This is a genomic window from Clostridium sp. MSJ-8, from assembly GCF_018918325.1.
Taxonomy (GTDB): Bacteria; Bacillota; Clostridia; order Clostridiales; family Clostridiaceae; genus Clostridium.
In genome coordinates this window covers 1-20,879 of record NZ_JAHLQH010000023.1, presented here as the reverse complement: position 1 = coordinate 20,879, position 20,879 = coordinate 1, and the positions used below count along the sequence as shown (strand labels likewise).

The window sequence follows — 20,879 nt, the reverse complement described above, 5'->3', positions numbered from 1 at the left end:
CCTATTCATCATGATATTAATAAACTAATTTATACATTGTTGTATAAAAGCATGTACTTCTTTTTCGTATTTTTTTCTATCAACTGCATAGGAACATATATGCTCTGCACCTTTTACAATTAATAACCTATCATTAAGATTGTTATGAGCATTATACATATCTATTGCCATATTACAAGGTACAACTGTATCCTTATCTCCATGTATGAATAAAATAGGTTTAGATGTTTTCTTTATTTCCTCTATAGGTTTTATATCAGAAATATTTATCTTTGCTCTTAATTTTGCTTTAATTTTAAGTGCAATATATACAAAAATTTTAAATCCTCTAACTGCTTTTCCTATCTGGAACAACATTTCTTCAGTACAGTCACTATACCCACAATCTTCAATAATAAAATTTACTTTCTCATTATTACTTCCACATATAAGAACTGTAGCCGCTCCCATAGATACACCATGAAGTCCTAATATAATATCCTTATTATCATTTCTATTATACAAATATTCAATCCATCTATCTAAATCTAACTTTTCATAATAGCCATAAGTAGGATATTTACCTTCACTATCTCCATGACTTCTTTCATCTACTAATAATACATTAAATCCTTCCTTTAGAAACATTCTAACAAATGGCATCTGAACATGATGATTATCTTTAAATCCGTGAACTAGTATAATATATTTGTTTTTTGATCTTCCTTCAACATAAAAACCTTTTAAAATCAATTTATCAAAAGATTCTATTTCAACTTCTTCAAATTCCACTTCATCATATATATCTTTGTCTAACAATTTCTTTCTAGTTAAATATTCATATGCTTCTTCTTCAGTTCTCTTGTGAATTGAAAAACTCCTATAAAACGCAAGCTCCCCTAATAAAAACGTAATTAAAAAGATTACTAAAACTATAATTAGTATAACCATTTCTACCTCTCTTTCAAATGTATATTGAAAATTTAATATAATTTTCTATTAAAGTAAAAAAAGAGAGTAGCTAAATATACTTTCCTGCTACTCTCTTCTAATTAAATTCTTGAGAATCCATGATCTCTCCTTTCTAAAATTATCTTTTAAGTTTTTCAGCTAATTCCTTTAATTCATCAAAAGATAATTTTGCTAAATATGATCTATCAATCATATTACCATTTTGATTATTTTTACTCATGGTTAATATTGTACTAATATACATTTCTCTATAATCTCTAACTGCCATTATCTCTCTCTCCCTTCTTATATTATAGTATATGCATTTTCTCAATAACATGTACACATTTATTATATCACAATATTTATTTTTTCAAATATTGTTTTATAGAAATATGGAGGTTTTTATTACCTCCATATCCTTATTTTGCTTGTTTAAGAATATCATTAATTATTTCTAATCTTTCTGTACCTAATACAGTAGCTAATTTTGAATCTATCTTTCCATTTTTATAAAATCTATCAGTATTGGCTTCTGAAATTCTTACTATCTTATCTGATAATTTTTCATAACTCATTAAATCATCTTGATATAAATCTACTATATCCTTTACTGCTGTTGCTAATTCCTTTGGGTTTCTGTAAACTGCTCTCATTTTTTTATCTCTCTTTCTTTTTATTTTACTATATATAAGCATTATTTATGCTTTATGTACTACTATTATCGTCTATTTTTTTTTAATTCTTTATACTTTTTTTGTAATTATATATTACTATACTTCTTCAATATAACAAACTCCTGTTAATTCACTTAAATCAGCAATAACTAATGAATGGTCAACTTTATCTTTTGTTTTCAATGACAAAATAGCACCTATCTTAGTAATATCTACAGCTTTATTTTTTATTACTTGAATATTCCTTATAGTATAATCTCTTTCTCTAGCATATGCAACAATTTCAGATAACACATGTGAATCTTCAAACTCTACATAAGCATCTATCTGTCTAGACTTACCATATACTTTTCTATCAAATTTATTCAATATAGCAATAACTGCAAAAATACACAAGTTTCCTATTATTGCTAATTTATAGAAACCAACACCTATTGCTAATCCCATACATGCAGAAGCCCATAATCCAGCTGCTGTAGTTAATCCTCTTATCTGATTCTTACTAGTTACCATTATAGTTCCTGCACCTAAAAAACCTATTCCACTAACTACTTGTGCTCCTATTCTAGATGGATCAGAATTAGGACTATACTCTTGAACTATATATATATTAGTCATCATTACAAGGGCTGAAGCAATACATACTAACATGTGGGTTCTACATCCTGCTGCCTGTCCTTTCCTTCCTCTTTCAAGTCCAATAATTCCTCCACATAAAATTGCCATAAGAAGTCTTATTGTTATTGATACTGAATTTAAGTCATGAATGTAGTTACTGAACTCTCTAAATCCTTCCATACTCTCACTCTTTCCTCCAAATTTTATAGTAATATTATACTTGGTATTATGAATATTTTCTATACATATATTTAAAATATAATAGCATTAGTTCAGTAACCTATTGTTCCATATTATTTATACTAATCTTTAATTCTTCATGGTTATATCATTCTATATCTACTATAATTCTAACCTTAACAATAATGGTTACTTCCACTAAGCTTATTATATTTTAATTATTTAAGCGTTATGGTTGTTTTTAGTGTATCTATATTATTACAAGTATCTTATGTCTTCAGTAATTCTTACTTAAAATAATTATTGAATTTATTTATTTTTGATTACTTATTTTTTTAGTTAATTAATATCAAATTATTGATTTAAGTAAATTATCTATAATAGAATTTAGTATTTCTTATAATAAAAAAGTAAAGATCCCGTTAAAAATACTATACTGTCTGAGCTTTAGCGAGTTTATAGTATTTAGGGATCTTTACTCTTTTTTATTATATTAGTAAATACTTAATGATATTATATTATTTACTTAAACATATAATTTTGATATTAATTATTGCAAAATATAAGTTATCTAACAATAATACCTTAATTTTTTTATAGTTAGAAATCCTTAATGAAGTTATGCTATTTATGAAAACATATAATATTGATACTAATTATAAACTTAATATTAATCAAATACGAATAACATTGGATTTTACTTTTGTATCCCAAATATCTTCATATCATCTTCTACTGTTGATATTCCACTTATTCCAAAATTCTCCACTAAAACATTAACTACATTCTTTGATAAAAATGCTGGAAGTGTTGGTCCTAGGTGAATATTCTTTACATTTAAATGTAATAATGATAATAACACTATCACTGCTTTTTGTTCATACCACGCTATATTATATGCTATAGGAAGTTCATTTACATCTTTTAATCCAAAAGCTTCTTGTAACTTTAGTGCAATTAAAACTAATGAATAAGAATCATTACATTGTCCTGCATCTAAAACTCTAGGAATTCCGCCAATATCTCCTAAATTTAGCTTGTTATATTTATATTTTGCACAACCTGCAGTTAATATAACTGTATCATTTGGTAACGCTTTTGCAAAGTCACTATAGTAATTTCTTGACTTAGCTCTACCATCACATCCTGCCATTACTACGAACTTTTTAATAGCCCCTGACTTTACTGCATCTACAACCTTATCTGCTAATGCAAAGACTTGATTATGTGCAAATCCTCCTATGATTTCACCTTGTTCTAACTCTTCTGGGGCCTTACATCTTTTTGCCATTTCTATTATTTCAGAGAAATCCTTCTTATTTCCACTTACTCCATCTATATGCTTACATCCTTCAAAACCTGCAGCACCTGTAGTAAATAATCTATTTTTATAACTATCACTTGGTGGTACAATACAATTAGTAGTCATAAGTATAGGTCCATTGAACTTCTCAAATTCTTCTTTTTGTTTCCACCATGCATTACCATAATTTCCAACTAAATGTGGATATTTCTTTAATTCAGGATAGTAATGAGCTGGCAACATTTCTGAATGAGTATATACATCAATTCCTGTATCTTTTGTTTGCTCTAATAATTCTTTTATATCACTTAAGTCATGTCCTGATATCAATATTCCTGGATTTTTACCTGTACCTATATTTACTTTAGTAATTTCTGGATTACCATAAGTTTCAGTATTAGCTTTATCTAATAATGCCATACCATCCACTCCATATTTACCTGCTTCTAATGCTAATGCAACAAGCTCATCTACACTTAAATTACCTTTTAATATTTTGCTTAAAGTACTTTGTATAAATACATTTATATCTTCGCTATCATATCCTAATGCATTTGCATGTTTCATATAAGCTGAAAGACCCTTTAATCCATAAGTTATAAGTTCATTTAAACTTCTAATATCTTCATTTTCAACAAATAATATACTTACTTTCTTATCTGTATCTTCTGTAAACAATTTTGTATTTATTGTATCTTTTGATAATTCATCCATATCATCTACTTTAGAAATTAATTGATTTTTTATATCTATTGTTTCTTTTATTCTTTTTGTAATAGCTTCTTTATCGAAGTTAGCATTTGTTATTGTAGTAAATAAATTAACAGTTATTAAATTATCTATATAAGCTTCTACTTTTTTTCCTTCTTCTCTTAGTCTTGTTGTTACATCACTAAGTAACTTAGTTGCATAAACTAAATAATCTTGTTCTTTTGCTAATTCACTTGACTTACCACATACACCAACTTTAGTACATCCAGTTCCTCCTGCAGTTTCTTGACATTGATAACAAAACATTGATTTATCCATAGTTTATATTTCCTCCATTCATTTCCTCAATCTATGCTTAAATTATAGCTAGAAAATAAAAAGAGGTCTGTAACATATGTTACACATTGAAAATTTTTATAAACTATCTTTTTTTAAATATTATTCTTTGTATAACATATATTCAGACTCAAAATATTAACTATTTATTTTCCTTTCCTACTGCCTCCATAGCATAAGCTACATGTAACATTGTTGCATATAATACAGCTTTTTCATCAATATTAAACTTTTCATTATGATTAGGATATGCTCTATTCATTTCTTCATTTCCTGCACCAACAAATGCAAACACTCCTGGGATTCTCTTCTGATATTCTGAGAAATCTTCTCCAAGCATCATCTTCGGAATACTTACAAGCATATTCTCTGGGAATATCTTTTTTGCACCTCTTAATGCTGTTTCTACTACATCCTTGTCATTAAATACAGTAGGATGTGCAGAGAATGTATAATCTATTTCAACTGTTGCACCATATGCATTTGCCGTACTAAGCACTATTCTCTTTATAGCTTTCTCTATAATTTTTGCAGTTTCTACTGAAAATGTTCTTACAGTTCCTTCAATAAAACCTTCTCCTGGAATTATATTATGTTGAGTTCCAACTTCCACATGTCCAACTGTAACTACAGCAGAATCTATAGGATTAACTTCTCTACTGACTATAGATTGAAGATTCATAACTATTGCTGAACATACAACTGCAGCATCTACTGTCAAATGTGGTTTACCAGCATGCCCTGCTTTGCCATGTACCTTTATCTTAAATATGTCAGATTGGGCCATTCTAGGACCTTCTTCTATAGATATCTTGCCACATTCAATATCCCCAAATACATGTAATCCAAAAATTTCGTCTATATCATTTAAATATCCATCTTCTGCTATAAGCTTAGCACCTTTACAATTTTCTTCTGATGGTTGAAATATAAGATCAATCTGTCCATCTATCTCATCTTCATGTTTTTTAAGTATATTAGCAGCACCTATTAATGCAGCCATATGTGCATCATGTCCACAAGCATGCATTATTCCTGGATTTTGCGATTCATAAGAAACTCCTGTCTTCTCTTGAATTTTTATAGCATCCATATCTGTACGTAATGCTATATGTTTTCCTTCCCCACTTCCAATTGTTCCTATAACACCTGTTACTGCAGTTTCTACATATGGTATCCCAAGATTATCTAATTCCTCTTTAATCTTCTTAGATGTTTCAAACTCTTGAAGTCCCAGTTCTGGATACTTATGAAAATGCTTTCGTAGTCTTACAATATACTTCGATATATCCTTTACTTCTTTTTTTATATCTATCATAGCTATCCCCTCTCTTATAAAGTAGTAAAATATCACCAAGACAACTATAGAACCTAAGATTTTGTCAGAGCCTTATTACAGGTTACAAAACTTGTTTTGGTATTCTGTCATGGCACTATTTTTTTACTATACAAAATTTTTACCACTAATAATATACACTAAATTATAATGTTGCTTATATAATATCATATATACATAAGAAAGTTTATATCTTTATTTATATATATATAACTTATTTTTTCAGTTAATTAATATTAATAACTATTACCTTAAGTAAACATTCATAATAAATTTTGCTATTTCTTCTTATTAATATTTTTCTATAAAGCAAAAAAATTTTCAACTATCTTTTATTCTATGGTATAATAACTTTTAATCGATATAAGTTTGGAGGAAATATATTTATGAACATAATTAAACCATATATAGAGCTTGAAGATAAGATTGATGGAACAGCTATGTTGAAGAAAATAGAGAGAATAGGTAGAGTATGTTACAAATCAGAAAATAACATAACTGAAGAATCATGCGAGAGATTTATACATAACATCTTAAAGAGAGGACATGAATCTGTTATTGAACATGTTAGTATATCTGTGCGTGTTATATGTGATAGAGGTGTTACTCATGAAATTGTAAGACATAGAGTTGCTAGTTATAGTCAAGAGAGTACTAGATATTGTAATTATTGTAATGAAAAATTCGGTGAAGAATTAACATTTATCAAGCCTTGTTATTGGGATGAGAATTGTGAACAATACATGCATTGGAAGAAATGTATGACTTCTATTGAAGAAACATATAATGCACTTATAAAAAGTGGTGCTACTCCTCAAGAAGCTAGAAGCATATTACCTAACAGTTTAAAAACTGAAATTGTTATGACAATGAATCTTAGAGAATGGAGACACTTCTTCAAGTTAAGATGCGCAAAAGCTGCTCATCCTCAAATGAGAGAAGTTGCTTATCTTATTCTTGATACATTTAAGAAGGAAGTCCCTGTTATATTTGATGATATAGAATAAAAATCTAAAATAATTATTTTATTTAATTACATAGGCGTTATAGTGATTATAAGTTTATCTATTCATCTCACTATAACGCCTTAAATTATAATACCTTTTTCTTTTCAATTCGATATATATTAATTTTATCAATTACTCATTGCCTAAATTTCCAAGATATACAAACACTCCAAATACTATTACTATTAATGCTATACATTTCACCACAATACTCTTTATATATATTATATTAAAGATATTTTTAATTATTATATAACTAACAATTCCAAGAATAATATATATTATTATATTATAAAAAGATATATTTAATTCTATATGCTTTCTTATCTCATACATATTAATAATTATTCCAAGTACTGACACTAAAAACAAAGTAATAGCATATCCATATATATTAATAGCAGGTATTGCAGTAAATATATATAATCCAATTAATTCAACAATTGCAATTATCATTGAATTTCTAAGTATTATTCCTTGTTTATTTAATCCATTTAATATACTATTCATAGGTACAGATACAAAAAATACAGGAGCACATAACCCTCCAGTCATTATATAATATCCCAAATCACTTCTACTATAAAATAATTCTCCTAATTCAGTTGGTACAATTAAACATATTATTGTTGTTGCCATTCCTAACAAAAAAGCTATTTTAAGCACTTTTTTTATTCTTACAGATGCTTCGTATAAGTTACCTTTTATCATTGTCTGTGATAAATCTGGTATTAGAAGAGTGTTTATAGAACTTACCACAATAAGTGGCATACCTATTATCATCATTGCCATTCCAGTGTACTTACCAATCATAGATAAAGCTACTGAATGTCTAAACCCTGCCATTTGAAGTGAACGAGGAATTATAAGCGTTGATATTGTGTTAAATATATTACTTAAAAATCCGTTTAAAGTTAAAGGTAATGATATTATCAAAACATTAAATAATAATTGAGACCTTCGTTCTACCCTTTCACTTGTTACAGGTAATTTCTTTACACTTTGCTTATAATATATGTATAACAACAACAGACTTTGCAATTCCCCTAAAGCCAAAGCTACATAACATAACATTACTAATTCTTTTAATTCAGTTGCTTTAAATAAAAAAATCAAAATAGCAACTGTTACAATTCTAAGTGCCTTCTCAAATATATCTATTATAGCAGGTGCTGTTACTTGAGACGTACCCCAAAAATATCCTTTTAATATATTTGATAATGCAATAAAAACCATAGCTGGACATGTCACTTTAATAGCATCTATAGTTCTTATATCTTTTATAGCATATTCTCCTATATAATTAGCAGCTAAAAATACAATTGCTGATACCAATATAGCCCATAATAAATTAAATATAGTTACAACCTTTATAGTTCGTCTTAAATTTGTATATTCTCCTTTTTCATAGAAAACAGCAGATATTTGAGATATTGATGCTGCAACACCTGCTGTCATAACACATATAAACAAATTATATATAGGCATTACAAGATTATAAAGTCCCATCCCTTCAGGACCTATTATTTTTGATAGATATATTGAAAAAATAAATCCTATAATTCCTGTTGTAATATTAGATGCAGTTAATATAAATGAATTCTTAAAAAAATTATCTTTTCCCATAAAAAAATCTCCCCTTTTGCCTTCTATAAAGCATATTCGGAGAGATTTTGTATTAGAACTATCTTAATTTCTTTCTTAAAAATCTAGGCATCATTGTTATAAGTCTTGCAGATATTGATTCAATATCATTCTTTCTTATACCACCACAAACTATCATTACATATATGTATGCAAATGCCCCTGCTATTACTTCAACTAAGATAACTGGCACACATGTAAGTCTAGTTACACCTGCAAATCTATATATCAAATCTAATGGTTTATTAACTATTAAAATTGTTAATGCCATAATCAATGAAGCAAATACAGGTTTTGCTATAAGCCTTATTATATTAATTTTTGCTTTAGTTGTTTTACGTATCTTAATATGATTCATTATAGCAGGCACTAGATACCAAGCTGTATTTCCTATTAAAACACCATATATATTTATTGATGGAATACCAACACATATATAATTTAATATTATTTTCAATGCTATACCTAAGCCATAAGTAATTAGAATATAATAAAATTTATTAATTCCTTGAAGTATAGATGTTTGTAACTGTGCAGTTGCCATGATAATAAGTATAAAAGATCCAATAACTAACATATTGCTTCCTTCTTTTGAACCATATAATGCTATATATAAAGGTTTAGCTACCATAGACAAGCCTACTGCTGAAGGAACTACTATAGCAAATACTGCTTTATAACCAAAGCGAATTTTTCTTCTAACTTCTTTTTGATCCTTTATAGCTCTAGCTTTAGTTATAGCTGGAAGGACAATTGTACATATAGCTGTAATTATTACCATAGGTACCCCTATTAGTGTTAAATACGCACCGTAATATCCATATAATGTATTAGCTTGAACTTCATTATAACCTATACGTTCTAATATAGTTGATACATTTCCTGAATCAATTAAACTACCTAGGTTCTGTAAACCCGAACTCATAATTATAGGTATAGAATAGACTAATATTCTATTTCTTATTTTCTTTGCATTAAGTTTCCTAGTATCTACATCTCTAAGAGCTTCTTCTTCATACCTTCCTCTCTTAAAACAGAAAACAACATACACAATAGCTACAAATGCTCCAACAGAAGTTCCTACTTGTGCTCCTGCTACTCCATATTCAGTTCCAACACTTACTAGGATATAAGCACATAAAAGGCTTAGAATTACGTTTATAAACTGTTCTATTATCTGAGATATAGCAATAGCTTTCATATTGTTACTACCTTGCATAAAACCTCTATATACAGATAATATACATGTTATAAATACACAAGGTCCTAAGAACATAATTCCATAAGTTACTTTTGATGTTTTCATAATCTCTGCCATAGGGTATGCAATAGCAATCATTATAAGACATGCAAGTAGTCCTATAAGTATATAAAACCTTCTTGCTACCTTAAGAGTCTTTATTGCTCCTTTTGGATTCTCTCTTGCATTAAACTCTGCAACTACCTTTGCAACAGCTGGTTGTACTCCTGCACTTGTTAGCGCATATATAAACAAAAATACAGTTAAAACCTTTGAATATATTCCATATCCATACACACCTAATATCTGTATAAGAATAGGAGTATATGCTACTGATATTATTTTACTTACTATTCCTGCTATAGAAAGTGCCATAGCACCTCTAGCAGCTGAAGTCTCTTCCCTCATATTTATCCCCTATCATAAATTAACTTTAAATACATCTTGTTTTATCTTTTTAAATATTGGTGGCAATGCTTCTACAATTGTTTTATTATTTAAATATGCTAATTTGCCTGTTGCATTTCTTATTATTAGCTTATATGCATATAAAAATTGATATTCTAAACCATATTTATTCTTGAAATAAGAATTGATATCTTTTTTGCCATATTTCATATCACCTATTAATGGATTACCTATATGAGCCATATGCGCTCTTATCTGATGACTTCTTCCTGTAAGAAGCTTTATTTCAATAAATGAAAATGCTCCATTACTCTGTATAGTCTTTATTTCCATAGATATCTCTTTTGAATTAGGGACTTTTGTGTCATAAACTCTAGAAATATTATTTTCCTCATTCTTAAGAATATATCCATTATATAATCCATCTTTTACTCTTCCTTGTACTATTGTATTATAATATTTATCTACATCTCCATTACGTATAAGTTCATTAAGATTTCTCAATGCTTCAAAGTTCTTGCCAAATATAACAAGACCAGATGTGTTTCTATCTAATCTATTGCAAGGAGCTGGTGTAAATGTAAGCTCACTCTCTGGCTTATAATCACCTTTTGCATTAAGATATGATAATGCATAATCTGTTAGTGTAGGCTCGTTATTATTACTATCTGGATGAACTAATATTCCTGGCCACTTCTCTATAACTAATAAGTTCTCATCTTCATACGCAATCTTAATTCCACTTGAATCTACATTGATAAATTTATTAAACTTATCTTCTTTCTTACTTGTTATGTATTTTATTGTTACAAGATCTCCTTCTTGTAATATATATTTTTCTTTTTGTTTCTTGCCGTTTACTCTTACATCACCTTTTCTAAGTGCCTTAAATATAGCACTAAGAGGTACATCTTTTAATAATTTTCTCAAAAACTTATCTAGTCTCTGTCCTGCTTCATTAGAACCTATAATTATCTCCAAAAAATCAACTCCATCTTCTTTCTTTAGTTTCTCTCTTTTTTATAGATTAATATTTATTTAACATCTTGTCAAATAATCATACATAATTGAGCATTGAATAGCAACTCCTATAGGTATAGCATCTTCATCTATATCAAAGTAATTGGTATGTGCTGGCTTATCTGTACCTTTTTCTTCATTCCTAGTACCTAAATAATAAAATACTGAAGGACATGCGTTAGCAAAATATGCAAAGCTCTCTACTCCCATACTAGGTTGTCTCTTTATAATTATATTCTCACTACCTATTACATTCTCTGCATTACTTCTAAGCATTGATATCATATTAGAATCATTATACAAGCAAGGATAACCATCTTCTATCTCTATATCTCCATTAGCTCTAAATGACTTCAATATATTCTCTACTATATCTCTAATTCTTCCTATAACAAATTCCCTATCTCTATCAGTAATAGTTCTTATAGTTCCTTGTAATACTACCTCTTCAGGAATAATGTTCATAGCAGTTCCACCATGAATACTACCTATTGTTACTACAGCTGGTCTAAGTGGCGAAACTTCTCTAGCTACTACATTCTGAATAGCAGTTATTATATGTGCTGATATAACTATAGGATCTATAGATAAATGAGGCGTTGCACCATGAGAAGATGCCCCTCTAATAGTTATCTTAAACGGATTAGATGCTGCATTAACCATTCCTTCCTTAATTGCTATCTTACCACATTCCACTTCTTCTGATACATGTAATCCTATAATAGCATCTACATGAGGATTCTCTAATATCCCCTGCTCTATCATAATAGGTGCACCTCCACTAGTCTCTTCTGCTGGTTCAAACAACAACTTAATAGTTCCTGAAAATTCATCCTTATGTCTATTCATTATTCTAGCAACACCTAATAAGATAGCTGTGTGAGCATCATGTCCACAAGCATGCATCTTGCCATTTATCTTCGACTTATAATAACAATCCTTCTTATCTACTAATGGCAATGCATCTATATCTGCCCTTGCAGCAATAACTCTGTTATTATAATTATTGCCATTTATAATAGCACATATACCTGTTCCTGCAACATTTTTATATTCTATACCTTCGTACCACAAAAAATTTTTTATAACCTTAGAAGTTCTCTCTTCCTCGAATCCAAGCTCTGGATGCATGTGTATATCTCTTCTTATATTTATTAATTCATCCTTTATACTATTTGCTTCATTAAAAAAATCTATCATATTATCTCCTAAATGTATTACTTTAGTATAATAATATGATAGATTTCCTAACTTAATTAATCCATTCTACGTTTATTACATCATTTTCTTTTATATTATCTAAATACGCCACCTTATTTCCATTTAATGTAGTATTTAACCTTCTTCCTCGTACTGTATGTATATCAAAATCAATTTTATCAAAAATATCTACAAATACATATTCATCTTTTCCTGTAAGTATAACTGGTTCACCATTTACAATAACTGTTATACTATGTCCATTTTCCTGATTTGATTTTTCCTTTAGTACATCTTCCTCTTCAATAGGCAATTTAATTTCTTGATCTTCATTGATATTTTCTTGTATAACTTCGTCTTGAACTGTCCTTCTATATATTTTTTCACCTTCATTAACAACATAGTCATCTGGAAGTATCAAATCATTCTTCATTAATACTACGTCTTCTTTTAGTATTTTTTCTTTTATATCTTTTACTGTATTAGGTAAAAATATATCAACTTCATCTTCTTCATTTATTTCTGCATCAAAATCTCTTAGTTCTCCATTTATAGTACATAACGGATCTATATTAACAATTTCATCATCTACATATATACTTATAGATGTTATATTTCCAACATGATCTCTTACAACTGTTTTAGCATCTTCACCATTCCTTGCATAATTGATAATTATCTTGTCCCCATTAAATACTTCTGTATCTGTATCAGCTTTGGCTCCATTTACAAATATTTCCGCGTTACTTCCCATCTGACCAAATACCAATCTCTTCTTACCATTTAATACAAATCTCTTGCTCTTTCCATTTCTAGCTATCAAAAATGATGAATTGATTCCTGCTTGAATAAGTACATCTAACACTGTATTATTTCTAGAATTGAATAAACTTATTATTTCTCCATTAAGATCAATATCTACAAAATTATCACCTATTTTTCTGATAGCATTTAGAGCTATTCCTATTACTGTAACTCCTGCAGACCCTAAACTATTATCAGATTCACATTCCTCAATTGCCGATCTATCCTTTATACCTATTCTCTCTTGCTTTATATTAAGCACTTCACTCAATTCTTCTATTATATAAGGAGTATGTGCCCCTCCTCCTACTAAAAAAACAGCTGCTGGCGATTTATTACCATTCAATTCTATTATCTTGCCACCTATTTCTTCTGCTATCTTTTTTACTGTTGGTCTAATGAGCTTTAATGCTTCTTCGCTTTTTACGATGTTTTCAACACCTAATACATCAGTGTATTTTATCTCATCTATATCTGTAATTTCTCTCTTAATAACTTCTGCTTCATTAAAATCAATTAAATATTCTTGTGCTATAACTTCTGTCACTTCATCTCCTGCTAGTGGAACCATTCCATAGGCCGCTACAGTCTGTTTTGAACTTATAGCAATATCTGAAGTTCCGGCACCTATATCAACTAAAGCTATATTAAGTAATCTTAACTTCTGAGGAACAACAGCTTCTATTGCAGCTATAGGTTCTAGGGTCAAGTTCATTACAGTAAGAGAAACTTTCTCCATAACTGCATAAAGAGAATCTACTACTGATCTAGGTAAAAATGTTGCTATAACATCTGCCCCTATCTTTTCACCCTTATGACCTAATAAATTAGATATAACAAATGAATTTAAATAATAATTTTTCACCGAATATCCTACACAATACATCTTACCATTACTACTTTTTAAGATTTCACTTTCTGCTTTTTTTACTGCACTAAGCTCAAGTCCTCTTATTATATCTTTATCTATTTCTTCATCTCCATTTAATTCAATATCTATACTTGCTTCGCTTGTTCTAAGGAATCTACCTGCAGCTGCAATAGATACTTCTGTAAGTTCAACATTCATTTTCTCTTCTATAGATTCTTTTACATAACGAACAGTCTTTGCTACAAGATTAATGTCATGTATCTGTCCGTCAACCATAGCTCTTTCTTCATGTTCCTTATATTCTTCACATAATACTACAAATTTATTATTTTTAATAATTCCAACAGATCCTATTATTGACCTAGTACCTATATCTAATGAAAATATTAAATCCTTTGGTTTATACTTACTATTATTCATACCTCTCACCTATCATAACTACATATTTATCTAATAAATATACTCTATGATAGTTTTCTCCTCCCCATCAATAAAGTTATTGTTAATTATTTCATGATTTTTATTAATTATATAATTTTATTATAGTATATATACTACTTTTCTTGCAATTATTTAATTATCTACGTATTATAGTTATTTTAAATTCATCTATTTTAATATATAAATACTACGTGTAAACTACTTATTCTCAACCTCAAACAAAATACAACCTCCTAAAGAGTAAAAAAAAGCACCTAGAAATAAATCTCTAGTGCCTTTTTCTGAAAATATTAAACTTCTTTTTGTTTTAAGATGTTCTTTATCTCAAACATTCTACTTTCTAATTGTTCTATTTTATCATTTAATATTTTATCTTCCTTTGCAGAAGCTTTAGCTTTCTTATCTACTAATTCATCAATTGATGTTACTGTTCTTAAAAACTCTAATGCTAAATCATAACAATTCATTTTAATCCATCCCCTCGGCTATGTTAAATTTTTATAAATGATTCTTTAATATCAGATATATTATCGTTTATAATATATCAATCTTTATACCCCTAAAATAAAGTAGTTATAAAAAGGTATAATTTTCTCTTATTAAATTATACCTTTTTTCTTGTAAATAAACAATTAATTTTTTTATTTATTTTCCTTATATTCTAATTTTATTTTTACATTTTTTTCTTTTTATGGACAGTTTTAAAAATTCGTTGTATAATTGCATATAAAAAGGGGGTACTCACTATGGAAGATGTATTTAATTATATGGAAATATGGGTAGAAGAATATATGAATAAATTTTTAAAAGAATATGATGTCTGTACTTGTGATAGTTGTAAAAAAGATATATTTGCATTAGCACTTAATAATTTACCACCTTATTATGTAGTAACACAAAAAGGTAAAATCATGGCAAAATATCAAATAAAAGAATATCAATTTGAAACAGATATAATTCTTGCTGTAACTAATGCTATAGAAATAGTCAAAAAGAATCCAAATCATTAATATATAAAATTAAAATATAATAGCATTGGTTCAGTAACCTATTGTTTCATATTATTCACACCAAATGTTAATTTATTATGGTTATACTATTCTGTATCAACCTATAATCTTAACCTTTACAATAAATGGTTACTTACACTAATCTTATTATATTTTAATTAATCTAGCGTTATTATTTCAAGTTGATCTTATTGTTTTTATAATCCGAAGTTCTTTCACTAATTATATAACGTGGTCTATGCTTCACTTCCATATATATCTTTCCAATATATTCACCTATAACCCCTAAACAAATAAGTTGAATCCCTCCAATAAAGCATATTATACAAGTCATACTAGCCCACCCAGTAACAGACTTTCCAAGCAGAGCAACAACTACTGCCCATATTGCACCAATAAAACTTAACACTGAAATAATGGCTCCCAGAATTGTAATCATATGTATAGGTTTTATACTCAAGCTTGTTATTCCATCAATGGCTAACTTTAGCATTTTTCTTACGGGATAATGGCTTTCACCAGCAATTCTTTCATTCCTCTCATATGATACACAAGTACTCTTAAATCCAACTAGTGGAAACATCCCCCTTAAGAAAAGATTTACCTCTTTATAATTCTGAAATTCTTTTAACACTCTCCTAGATACCAATCTGTAATCTGCATGATTATAAATTGTTTCACCTCCCATAGAATTAAGTATCTTATAAAATTTTTCTGCTGTATATCTCTTAAAAAATGTATCTGTATCTCTTTTGTTTCTAACTCCATATACTATTTCACTACCATTTAAATACTCATCTACCATCTTGTCCATAGCATTAATATCATCTTGTCCATCACAATCAATTGATATTGTAATATCACATAAATCTTTTGCTTCCATAAGTCCAGCTAAAACAGCATTCTGATGTCCTCTATTACGACTTTGACGAATACCTATATATCTATTATCTGCCTGTGACAATTCACAAATCAAGTTCCAAGTGTTATCCCTTGATCCATCATCTACAAACAGAATTCTACTTTCATTACTTATCTTGCCTTCTTTACACAACGTATTTAACTTTTGTAAAAACATATTTGATGTAATAGGTAAAACACTTTCTTCATTATAACAAGGAATTATAATGTAAAGACATGGTTTCAATATCTCCGCCCCCTAGTAAATTTTAAATCTATATAAATAATAAAACTAATATATCTATATTTATAGTAATTTTCACATAGCCATTATATTATGTCAACCCCAAAAATTTATACTTTCCTATACGTTAAAAACTATTAATTCAATATGCTTATATGTTATTATAATAAATGGAAAACTGCTATTTTAGGAGGAAAAAGAATGAAAAAAGCAAAACAAAAGCAAGAACTATTTTGCAATATTATATTAATACTTTTGTTTTTAGTGCTTGCATTTATTACTTTTTACAACTTAGGGGAATTTAAAGTAAATGATTGGGATGAAGCTAGACATGGTGTAAGTGCCTATGAAATGTTAAAAAACAAAAACTATATTATAAATACATATAACTACGAAAATGATTATTGGAATTTAAAGCCACCAATTAGCTTTTGGATGATTATGTTAAGCTATAAACTATTTGGAACAACAATATTTACAATGAGATTATATTCTGCATTATCTATAATTATATTAGCAATTTGTGTTGTTCTTTTCATAAAAAAGAAATATGATAAATTCACAGCTATTACTTGGTTATTTCTATTCTGTTGTTGTGCACCTATTTATTATAGTCATATGGGGAGAAATGGAGATGCAGATGCAATTGCATTATTATTTTTAACAATAGCAATGTTATCTATGCTAAAAATAAATACTAATGTTAAAAATTTGTATTTAGCAGGTTTCTTTTTTGCTTTAGTATTTTTAACTAAAAGCTGGCATTCTCTTTCTATAGTTGCTATAGGTGGATTATTTTTAATAGCTACAGGATTAATAAAAAAATTAAAGCTAAAAGAATGGATTTATTTTCTTTTATCTTTTATAGTTCCTATTGGTGCATGGGGCATTCTAAGATATTGTAACGATGGTAGCAAATTCTTTGTTAATATGGTACAGTATGATTTATTAAAAAGGACAAGCACAGGAATAGAAGGTAATGGTCAAAACTTCTTTTATTATTTTAAATATTTAATTACTCATAACTTATTTCAAGCAACTTCAATAGTAATATTAGTCATTGGGTTTATATTATTATTTAAAAAAGTAAAAAACAGTAAAACAAAAACTAGTATTTTAAATAAAAATGACACTATAGGTTATTTACTTTGGATTTTTGTTCCACTAATTTTATTTTCTTTAGCTAAAACTAAGCTAGACTGGTATATCATTCCTATAATGATTCCAGTATTAATAGTTGCTTCAATTATATTCAGTGAAATAATAAAAAATTCAAATCAAAATAAAATATTATTTAGGGTAATATCACTTGTTTTTATTGCGTTAAATCTTTTAAATTTTATAAAGATAGTTAATTATATTAATAATCCTCTCAAGGATTCGTTGCAAGATTTCATTACTAATGAAGTAAGTACAAATACAGATTTAAAAGGTGATAATGCTTATATAGATGTTGATACATCTAATTGGTCTCAAAGTTTATTGTTCTTAGGTGAAATAGAAATGGATTTTAAATGCAACGATGGAGGAATATCTTCATACTTAAAGGATAATTCAAAATCAGTATTAATAACTACAAAAGAAAAATATTTAAATAATAAAGATTTAAACAAAGAAGATATACTTGTTCAAAGTAGTAACGGAAATTACATTCTTCTCTATAAGAAATAACAAAAACCTCTCTATAATAAAATGCTATCATATTAATAACAATTATTTTTATGATAGCATTTTATTTATTAAATTAAGTTCAAATTATTTTTCATTGATTTTTTATTTAACTTATAGTAATTATCAATCCTTTATCAATAAGTACCTTCCCTGAGAACTTCTTCTTAGAGCCATTTTCAAATTGAAGTATTACATCATCACCATCTACTCTAGATACTCTTCCATTGCCAAAGCTTCTATGATATATCTCCATCCCTTTTTTTAATCCATGTAATAAATCACTGTTAGAAATAAATCCTGCTTCTTCTATAAATCTAGATGGTTCTTTAAAAGTTCCTTTTCTACTCTTAGGACTATATAGATATAAATTATCTATTGCTCTAGTTATTCCTACATAGAACAACCTTCTTTCCTCTTCTAGATTATCTTTTTTTGATGAATAATGTGGGATAGTATCTTCATTACAATTTATTATATATACATTTTTAAACTCCATACCCTTAACGCCATGAATCGTACTAAGTAATACTCTATCTTCAGAACTATTTTTTTTGCTTTCTTCTAGTTTTTTCTTAACCTCTTCTATATGATTAAAAAATTCTATTATTGTCTTAAAAGGGGCTGCAGATTCCTTAAAACCTTCTAATATTTCCTCTAAATCATCAAAACTGCTTGAAAACTTTTCAGAATAAGATTTCAAATAATCTATATATCCTAAATCCATAATAATATATTGTATTGCAGTTCCAAGGGATGCTTTTCTAATATATGCAAAATCAATCTTAAGTTCTGCAAATTTTTTCTTTTGAAATGGTGGAACATCCTCCTTATCAATAAGTATATCTAAAGGATCTGCCTCTGCTGTATATTCTCTAATATAACTTAAATTATCTCTACTTACATACCTAAAAGGCTTATTTATAATATTAATAAAAGCCTCTCTGTCATAAGGGTTTAAAGTAAATCTTAAATAATCAATAAGATCTCTACATATAAAATGGTTAAAAAAATTATATTCCTTATCAATCATTCTAAAAGGTATATTATTTCTAATAAACACATCTATCATCCCCATAGATTCCATATTAGTTCTATACAAGACAATATTATCCTTATATCTATATCCTTCTGATAATTTGTTTCTTATAGTTTTTACTATAAATTCTCCTTCTTGTCTCTCATCATATACTAATGAATAAGCTATGTCGCCTTCATTTTGTTTGTATGCAAATATATCTTTTGAATTTCTATTTTTATTATTTTCTATTAATAATTTTGCAGATTCAATAATATTCTTAGAACTTCTATAATTCTTAGATAAATAATATTTTTTTCCACTAGTAAATATCTTGTTAAATATAACCATATACTCCGGTCGAGATCCTCTAAATGAATATATACATTGATCTTCATCTCCTACTGCAAACAATGAATTTGATTTTCCTTCATTAATTATTTTAAGAAATTCTATCTGTAGCTCATCACAATCCTGAAACTCATCTACAAGCATATAGGAAAATACTCTCCTATACCCCTCTCTAAATCTAGTATCATTTTTTAATAATTCAATTACCTTTATAGCTAAATCGTCAAAATCCCATAAGTTGTTTTGTTTCTTATATATTGTATAATTCTCATAACATTTAATAAATATGTCTTTGGCTATGCTTGGTTCAAATTCATCTATATCCATATTAGATGTGCCATATAATGAAATATTATTAATTACTTCTTTTATCTTATCTTCATTAACATCATCAAAATATTTCTTTAATGTATTTTCAATTATCTTATTAGTAACATACCCTTCAATTATATTTATTTTATATCCTTCTCTTAAGAGCATCTTATAAAACAAGCCATGAAATGTCCCAAAAAACGGTGACTTATCCTTATTAAATGTTTTTATATATCTATTTTTCATGTTAGTTGCTGCAGCTTTAGTAAAGGTTAAAACTACTATTTGCCCTTCCTTAATAAGCATATCATCAATTAAAAATTTTATTCTATTAACTATAACAGTTGTCTTCCCAGACCCTGGTGCTGCAACTACTAATATATTTCTATCTTTAGCCACTACAGCCTGTTTCTGAAATTCGTCTAAATTCATATATATTTCCCTTTCTTAAATATTGTTTTATTAAACAATATACATATATATTATTGTAATAATTATTTTTAATGTATACAATATAATTATATAATTTTAGATTCTGTTAGGTTGTTATGAAAAAATAGCTTAACTTTTCGTAGAATTGCTCGCTCTTTGAAAATTATATAAGTTTGATTATTTTATTACATGGCAAATAAACCTGCAAATAATAGGAT

General features: G+C 27.7%; 17 protein-coding genes. 3 read left to right on the top strand and 14 right to left on the bottom strand.

The window, feature by feature from the left end; translation table 11 throughout:
- Positions 1-24 precede the first annotated feature (24 nt).
- The 6 genes from KQI77_RS04345 to KQI77_RS04320 form a co-directional block, all read right to left on the bottom strand.
- Complete coding sequence (locus KQI77_RS04345; RefSeq protein WP_216388759.1) at positions 25-930, bottom strand: alpha/beta hydrolase; 906 nt, start codon at positions 928-930, stop codon at positions 25-27.
- A 139-nt stretch (positions 931-1,069) separates the two neighbouring features.
- Positions 1,070-1,219, bottom strand: a complete 150-nt coding sequence (locus tag KQI77_RS04340) for a hypothetical protein (RefSeq protein ID WP_216388758.1) — start codon at positions 1,217-1,219, stop codon at positions 1,070-1,072.
- A 133-nt stretch (positions 1,220-1,352) separates the two neighbouring features.
- Positions 1,353-1,586 carry a TIGR04540 family protein gene (locus KQI77_RS04335; protein ID WP_216388757.1) on the bottom strand — a complete coding sequence of 78 codons (234 nt, stop codon included), beginning with the start codon at positions 1,584-1,586 and terminating at the stop codon, positions 1,353-1,355.
- A gap of 117 nt (positions 1,587-1,703) precedes the next feature.
- A complete protein-coding gene (locus KQI77_RS04330; RefSeq protein ID WP_216388755.1) occupies positions 1,704-2,405 on the bottom strand; it encodes an MgtC/SapB family protein in 702 nt (233 codons plus the stop codon).
- Positions 2,406-3,102: 697 nt separating this feature from the next.
- Positions 3,103-4,737 carry a hydroxylamine reductase gene (gene hcp / locus KQI77_RS04325; RefSeq protein WP_216388752.1) on the bottom strand — a complete coding sequence of 545 codons (1,635 nt, stop codon included), beginning with the start codon at positions 4,735-4,737 and terminating at the stop codon, positions 3,103-3,105.
- 160 nt (positions 4,738-4,897) lie between these two features.
- The gene (locus KQI77_RS04320) at positions 4,898-6,073 is read right to left on the bottom strand and encodes a M20 family metallopeptidase (RefSeq protein WP_216388750.1); all 1,176 of its coding nucleotides are present in this window, start codon (positions 6,071-6,073) and stop codon (positions 4,898-4,900) included.
- Between the two features lie 404 nt (positions 6,074-6,477).
- On the opposite strand from KQI77_RS04320, the gene thyX reads away from it, so the two are divergent.
- Positions 6,478-7,098 carry an FAD-dependent thymidylate synthase gene (gene thyX / locus KQI77_RS04315; protein WP_216388748.1) on the top strand — a complete coding sequence of 207 codons (621 nt, stop codon included), beginning with the start codon at positions 6,478-6,480 and terminating at the stop codon, positions 7,096-7,098.
- Positions 7,099-7,230: 132 nt separating this feature from the next.
- Here the strand turns inward: thyX and spoVB are convergent, their stop codons facing one another.
- The 6 genes from spoVB to KQI77_RS04285 all read right to left on the bottom strand — a co-directional run bounded on the left by spoVB (position 7,231) and on the right by KQI77_RS04285 (position 15,193).
- On the bottom strand, positions 7,231-8,724 hold the full coding sequence (gene spoVB, locus KQI77_RS04310) for a stage V sporulation protein B (protein ID WP_216388746.1): 1,494 nt from the start codon (positions 8,722-8,724) through the stop codon (positions 7,231-7,233).
- 58 nt (positions 8,725-8,782) lie between these two features.
- Positions 8,783-10,390, bottom strand: a complete 1,608-nt coding sequence (locus KQI77_RS04305; protein ID WP_216388745.1) for a polysaccharide biosynthesis protein — start codon at positions 10,388-10,390, stop codon at positions 8,783-8,785.
- A gap of 12 nt (positions 10,391-10,402) precedes the next feature.
- Positions 10,403-11,371 carry an RluA family pseudouridine synthase gene (locus KQI77_RS04300; protein ID WP_216388743.1) on the bottom strand — a complete coding sequence of 323 codons (969 nt, stop codon included), beginning with the start codon at positions 11,369-11,371 and terminating at the stop codon, positions 10,403-10,405.
- 57 nt (positions 11,372-11,428) lie between these two features.
- A complete protein-coding gene (locus tag KQI77_RS04295; RefSeq protein WP_216388741.1) occupies positions 11,429-12,610 on the bottom strand; it encodes a M20 family metallopeptidase in 1,182 nt (393 codons plus the stop codon).
- A gap of 52 nt (positions 12,611-12,662) precedes the next feature.
- The gene (locus KQI77_RS04290; RefSeq protein WP_216388739.1) at positions 12,663-14,705 is read right to left on the bottom strand and encodes a cell division protein FtsA; all 2,043 of its coding nucleotides are present in this window, start codon (positions 14,703-14,705) and stop codon (positions 12,663-12,665) included.
- A 311-nt stretch (positions 14,706-15,016) separates the two neighbouring features.
- Positions 15,017-15,193, bottom strand: a complete 177-nt coding sequence (locus tag KQI77_RS04285; RefSeq protein WP_216388737.1) for a hypothetical protein — start codon at positions 15,191-15,193, stop codon at positions 15,017-15,019.
- A gap of 279 nt (positions 15,194-15,472) precedes the next feature.
- Between KQI77_RS04285 and KQI77_RS04280 the strand changes: the two genes are divergently transcribed.
- Entirely contained in the window at positions 15,473-15,736 is a 264-nt protein-coding gene (locus KQI77_RS04280) for a late competence development ComFB family protein (RefSeq protein ID WP_216388735.1), read from the top strand.
- A gap of 172 nt (positions 15,737-15,908) precedes the next feature.
- On the opposite strand, the gene KQI77_RS04275 is transcribed toward KQI77_RS04280, so the two are convergent.
- Complete coding sequence (locus KQI77_RS04275; protein WP_216388866.1) at positions 15,909-16,886, bottom strand: glycosyltransferase family 2 protein; 978 nt, start codon at positions 16,884-16,886, stop codon at positions 15,909-15,911.
- Between the two features lie 195 nt (positions 16,887-17,081).
- On the opposite strand from KQI77_RS04275, the gene KQI77_RS04270 reads away from it, so the two are divergent.
- On the top strand, positions 17,082-18,551 hold the full coding sequence (locus tag KQI77_RS04270; RefSeq protein WP_216388733.1) for a glycosyltransferase family 39 protein: 1,470 nt from the start codon (positions 17,082-17,084) through the stop codon (positions 18,549-18,551).
- Positions 18,552-18,657: 106 nt separating this feature from the next.
- Here the strand turns inward: KQI77_RS04270 and KQI77_RS04265 are convergent, their stop codons facing one another.
- Positions 18,658-20,661, bottom strand: coding sequence for an ATP-dependent helicase (locus tag KQI77_RS04265; RefSeq protein WP_253289341.1), 2,004 nt, complete (start codon positions 20,659-20,661; stop codon positions 18,658-18,660).
- Between the last annotated feature and the right edge of the window lie 218 nt (positions 20,662-20,879).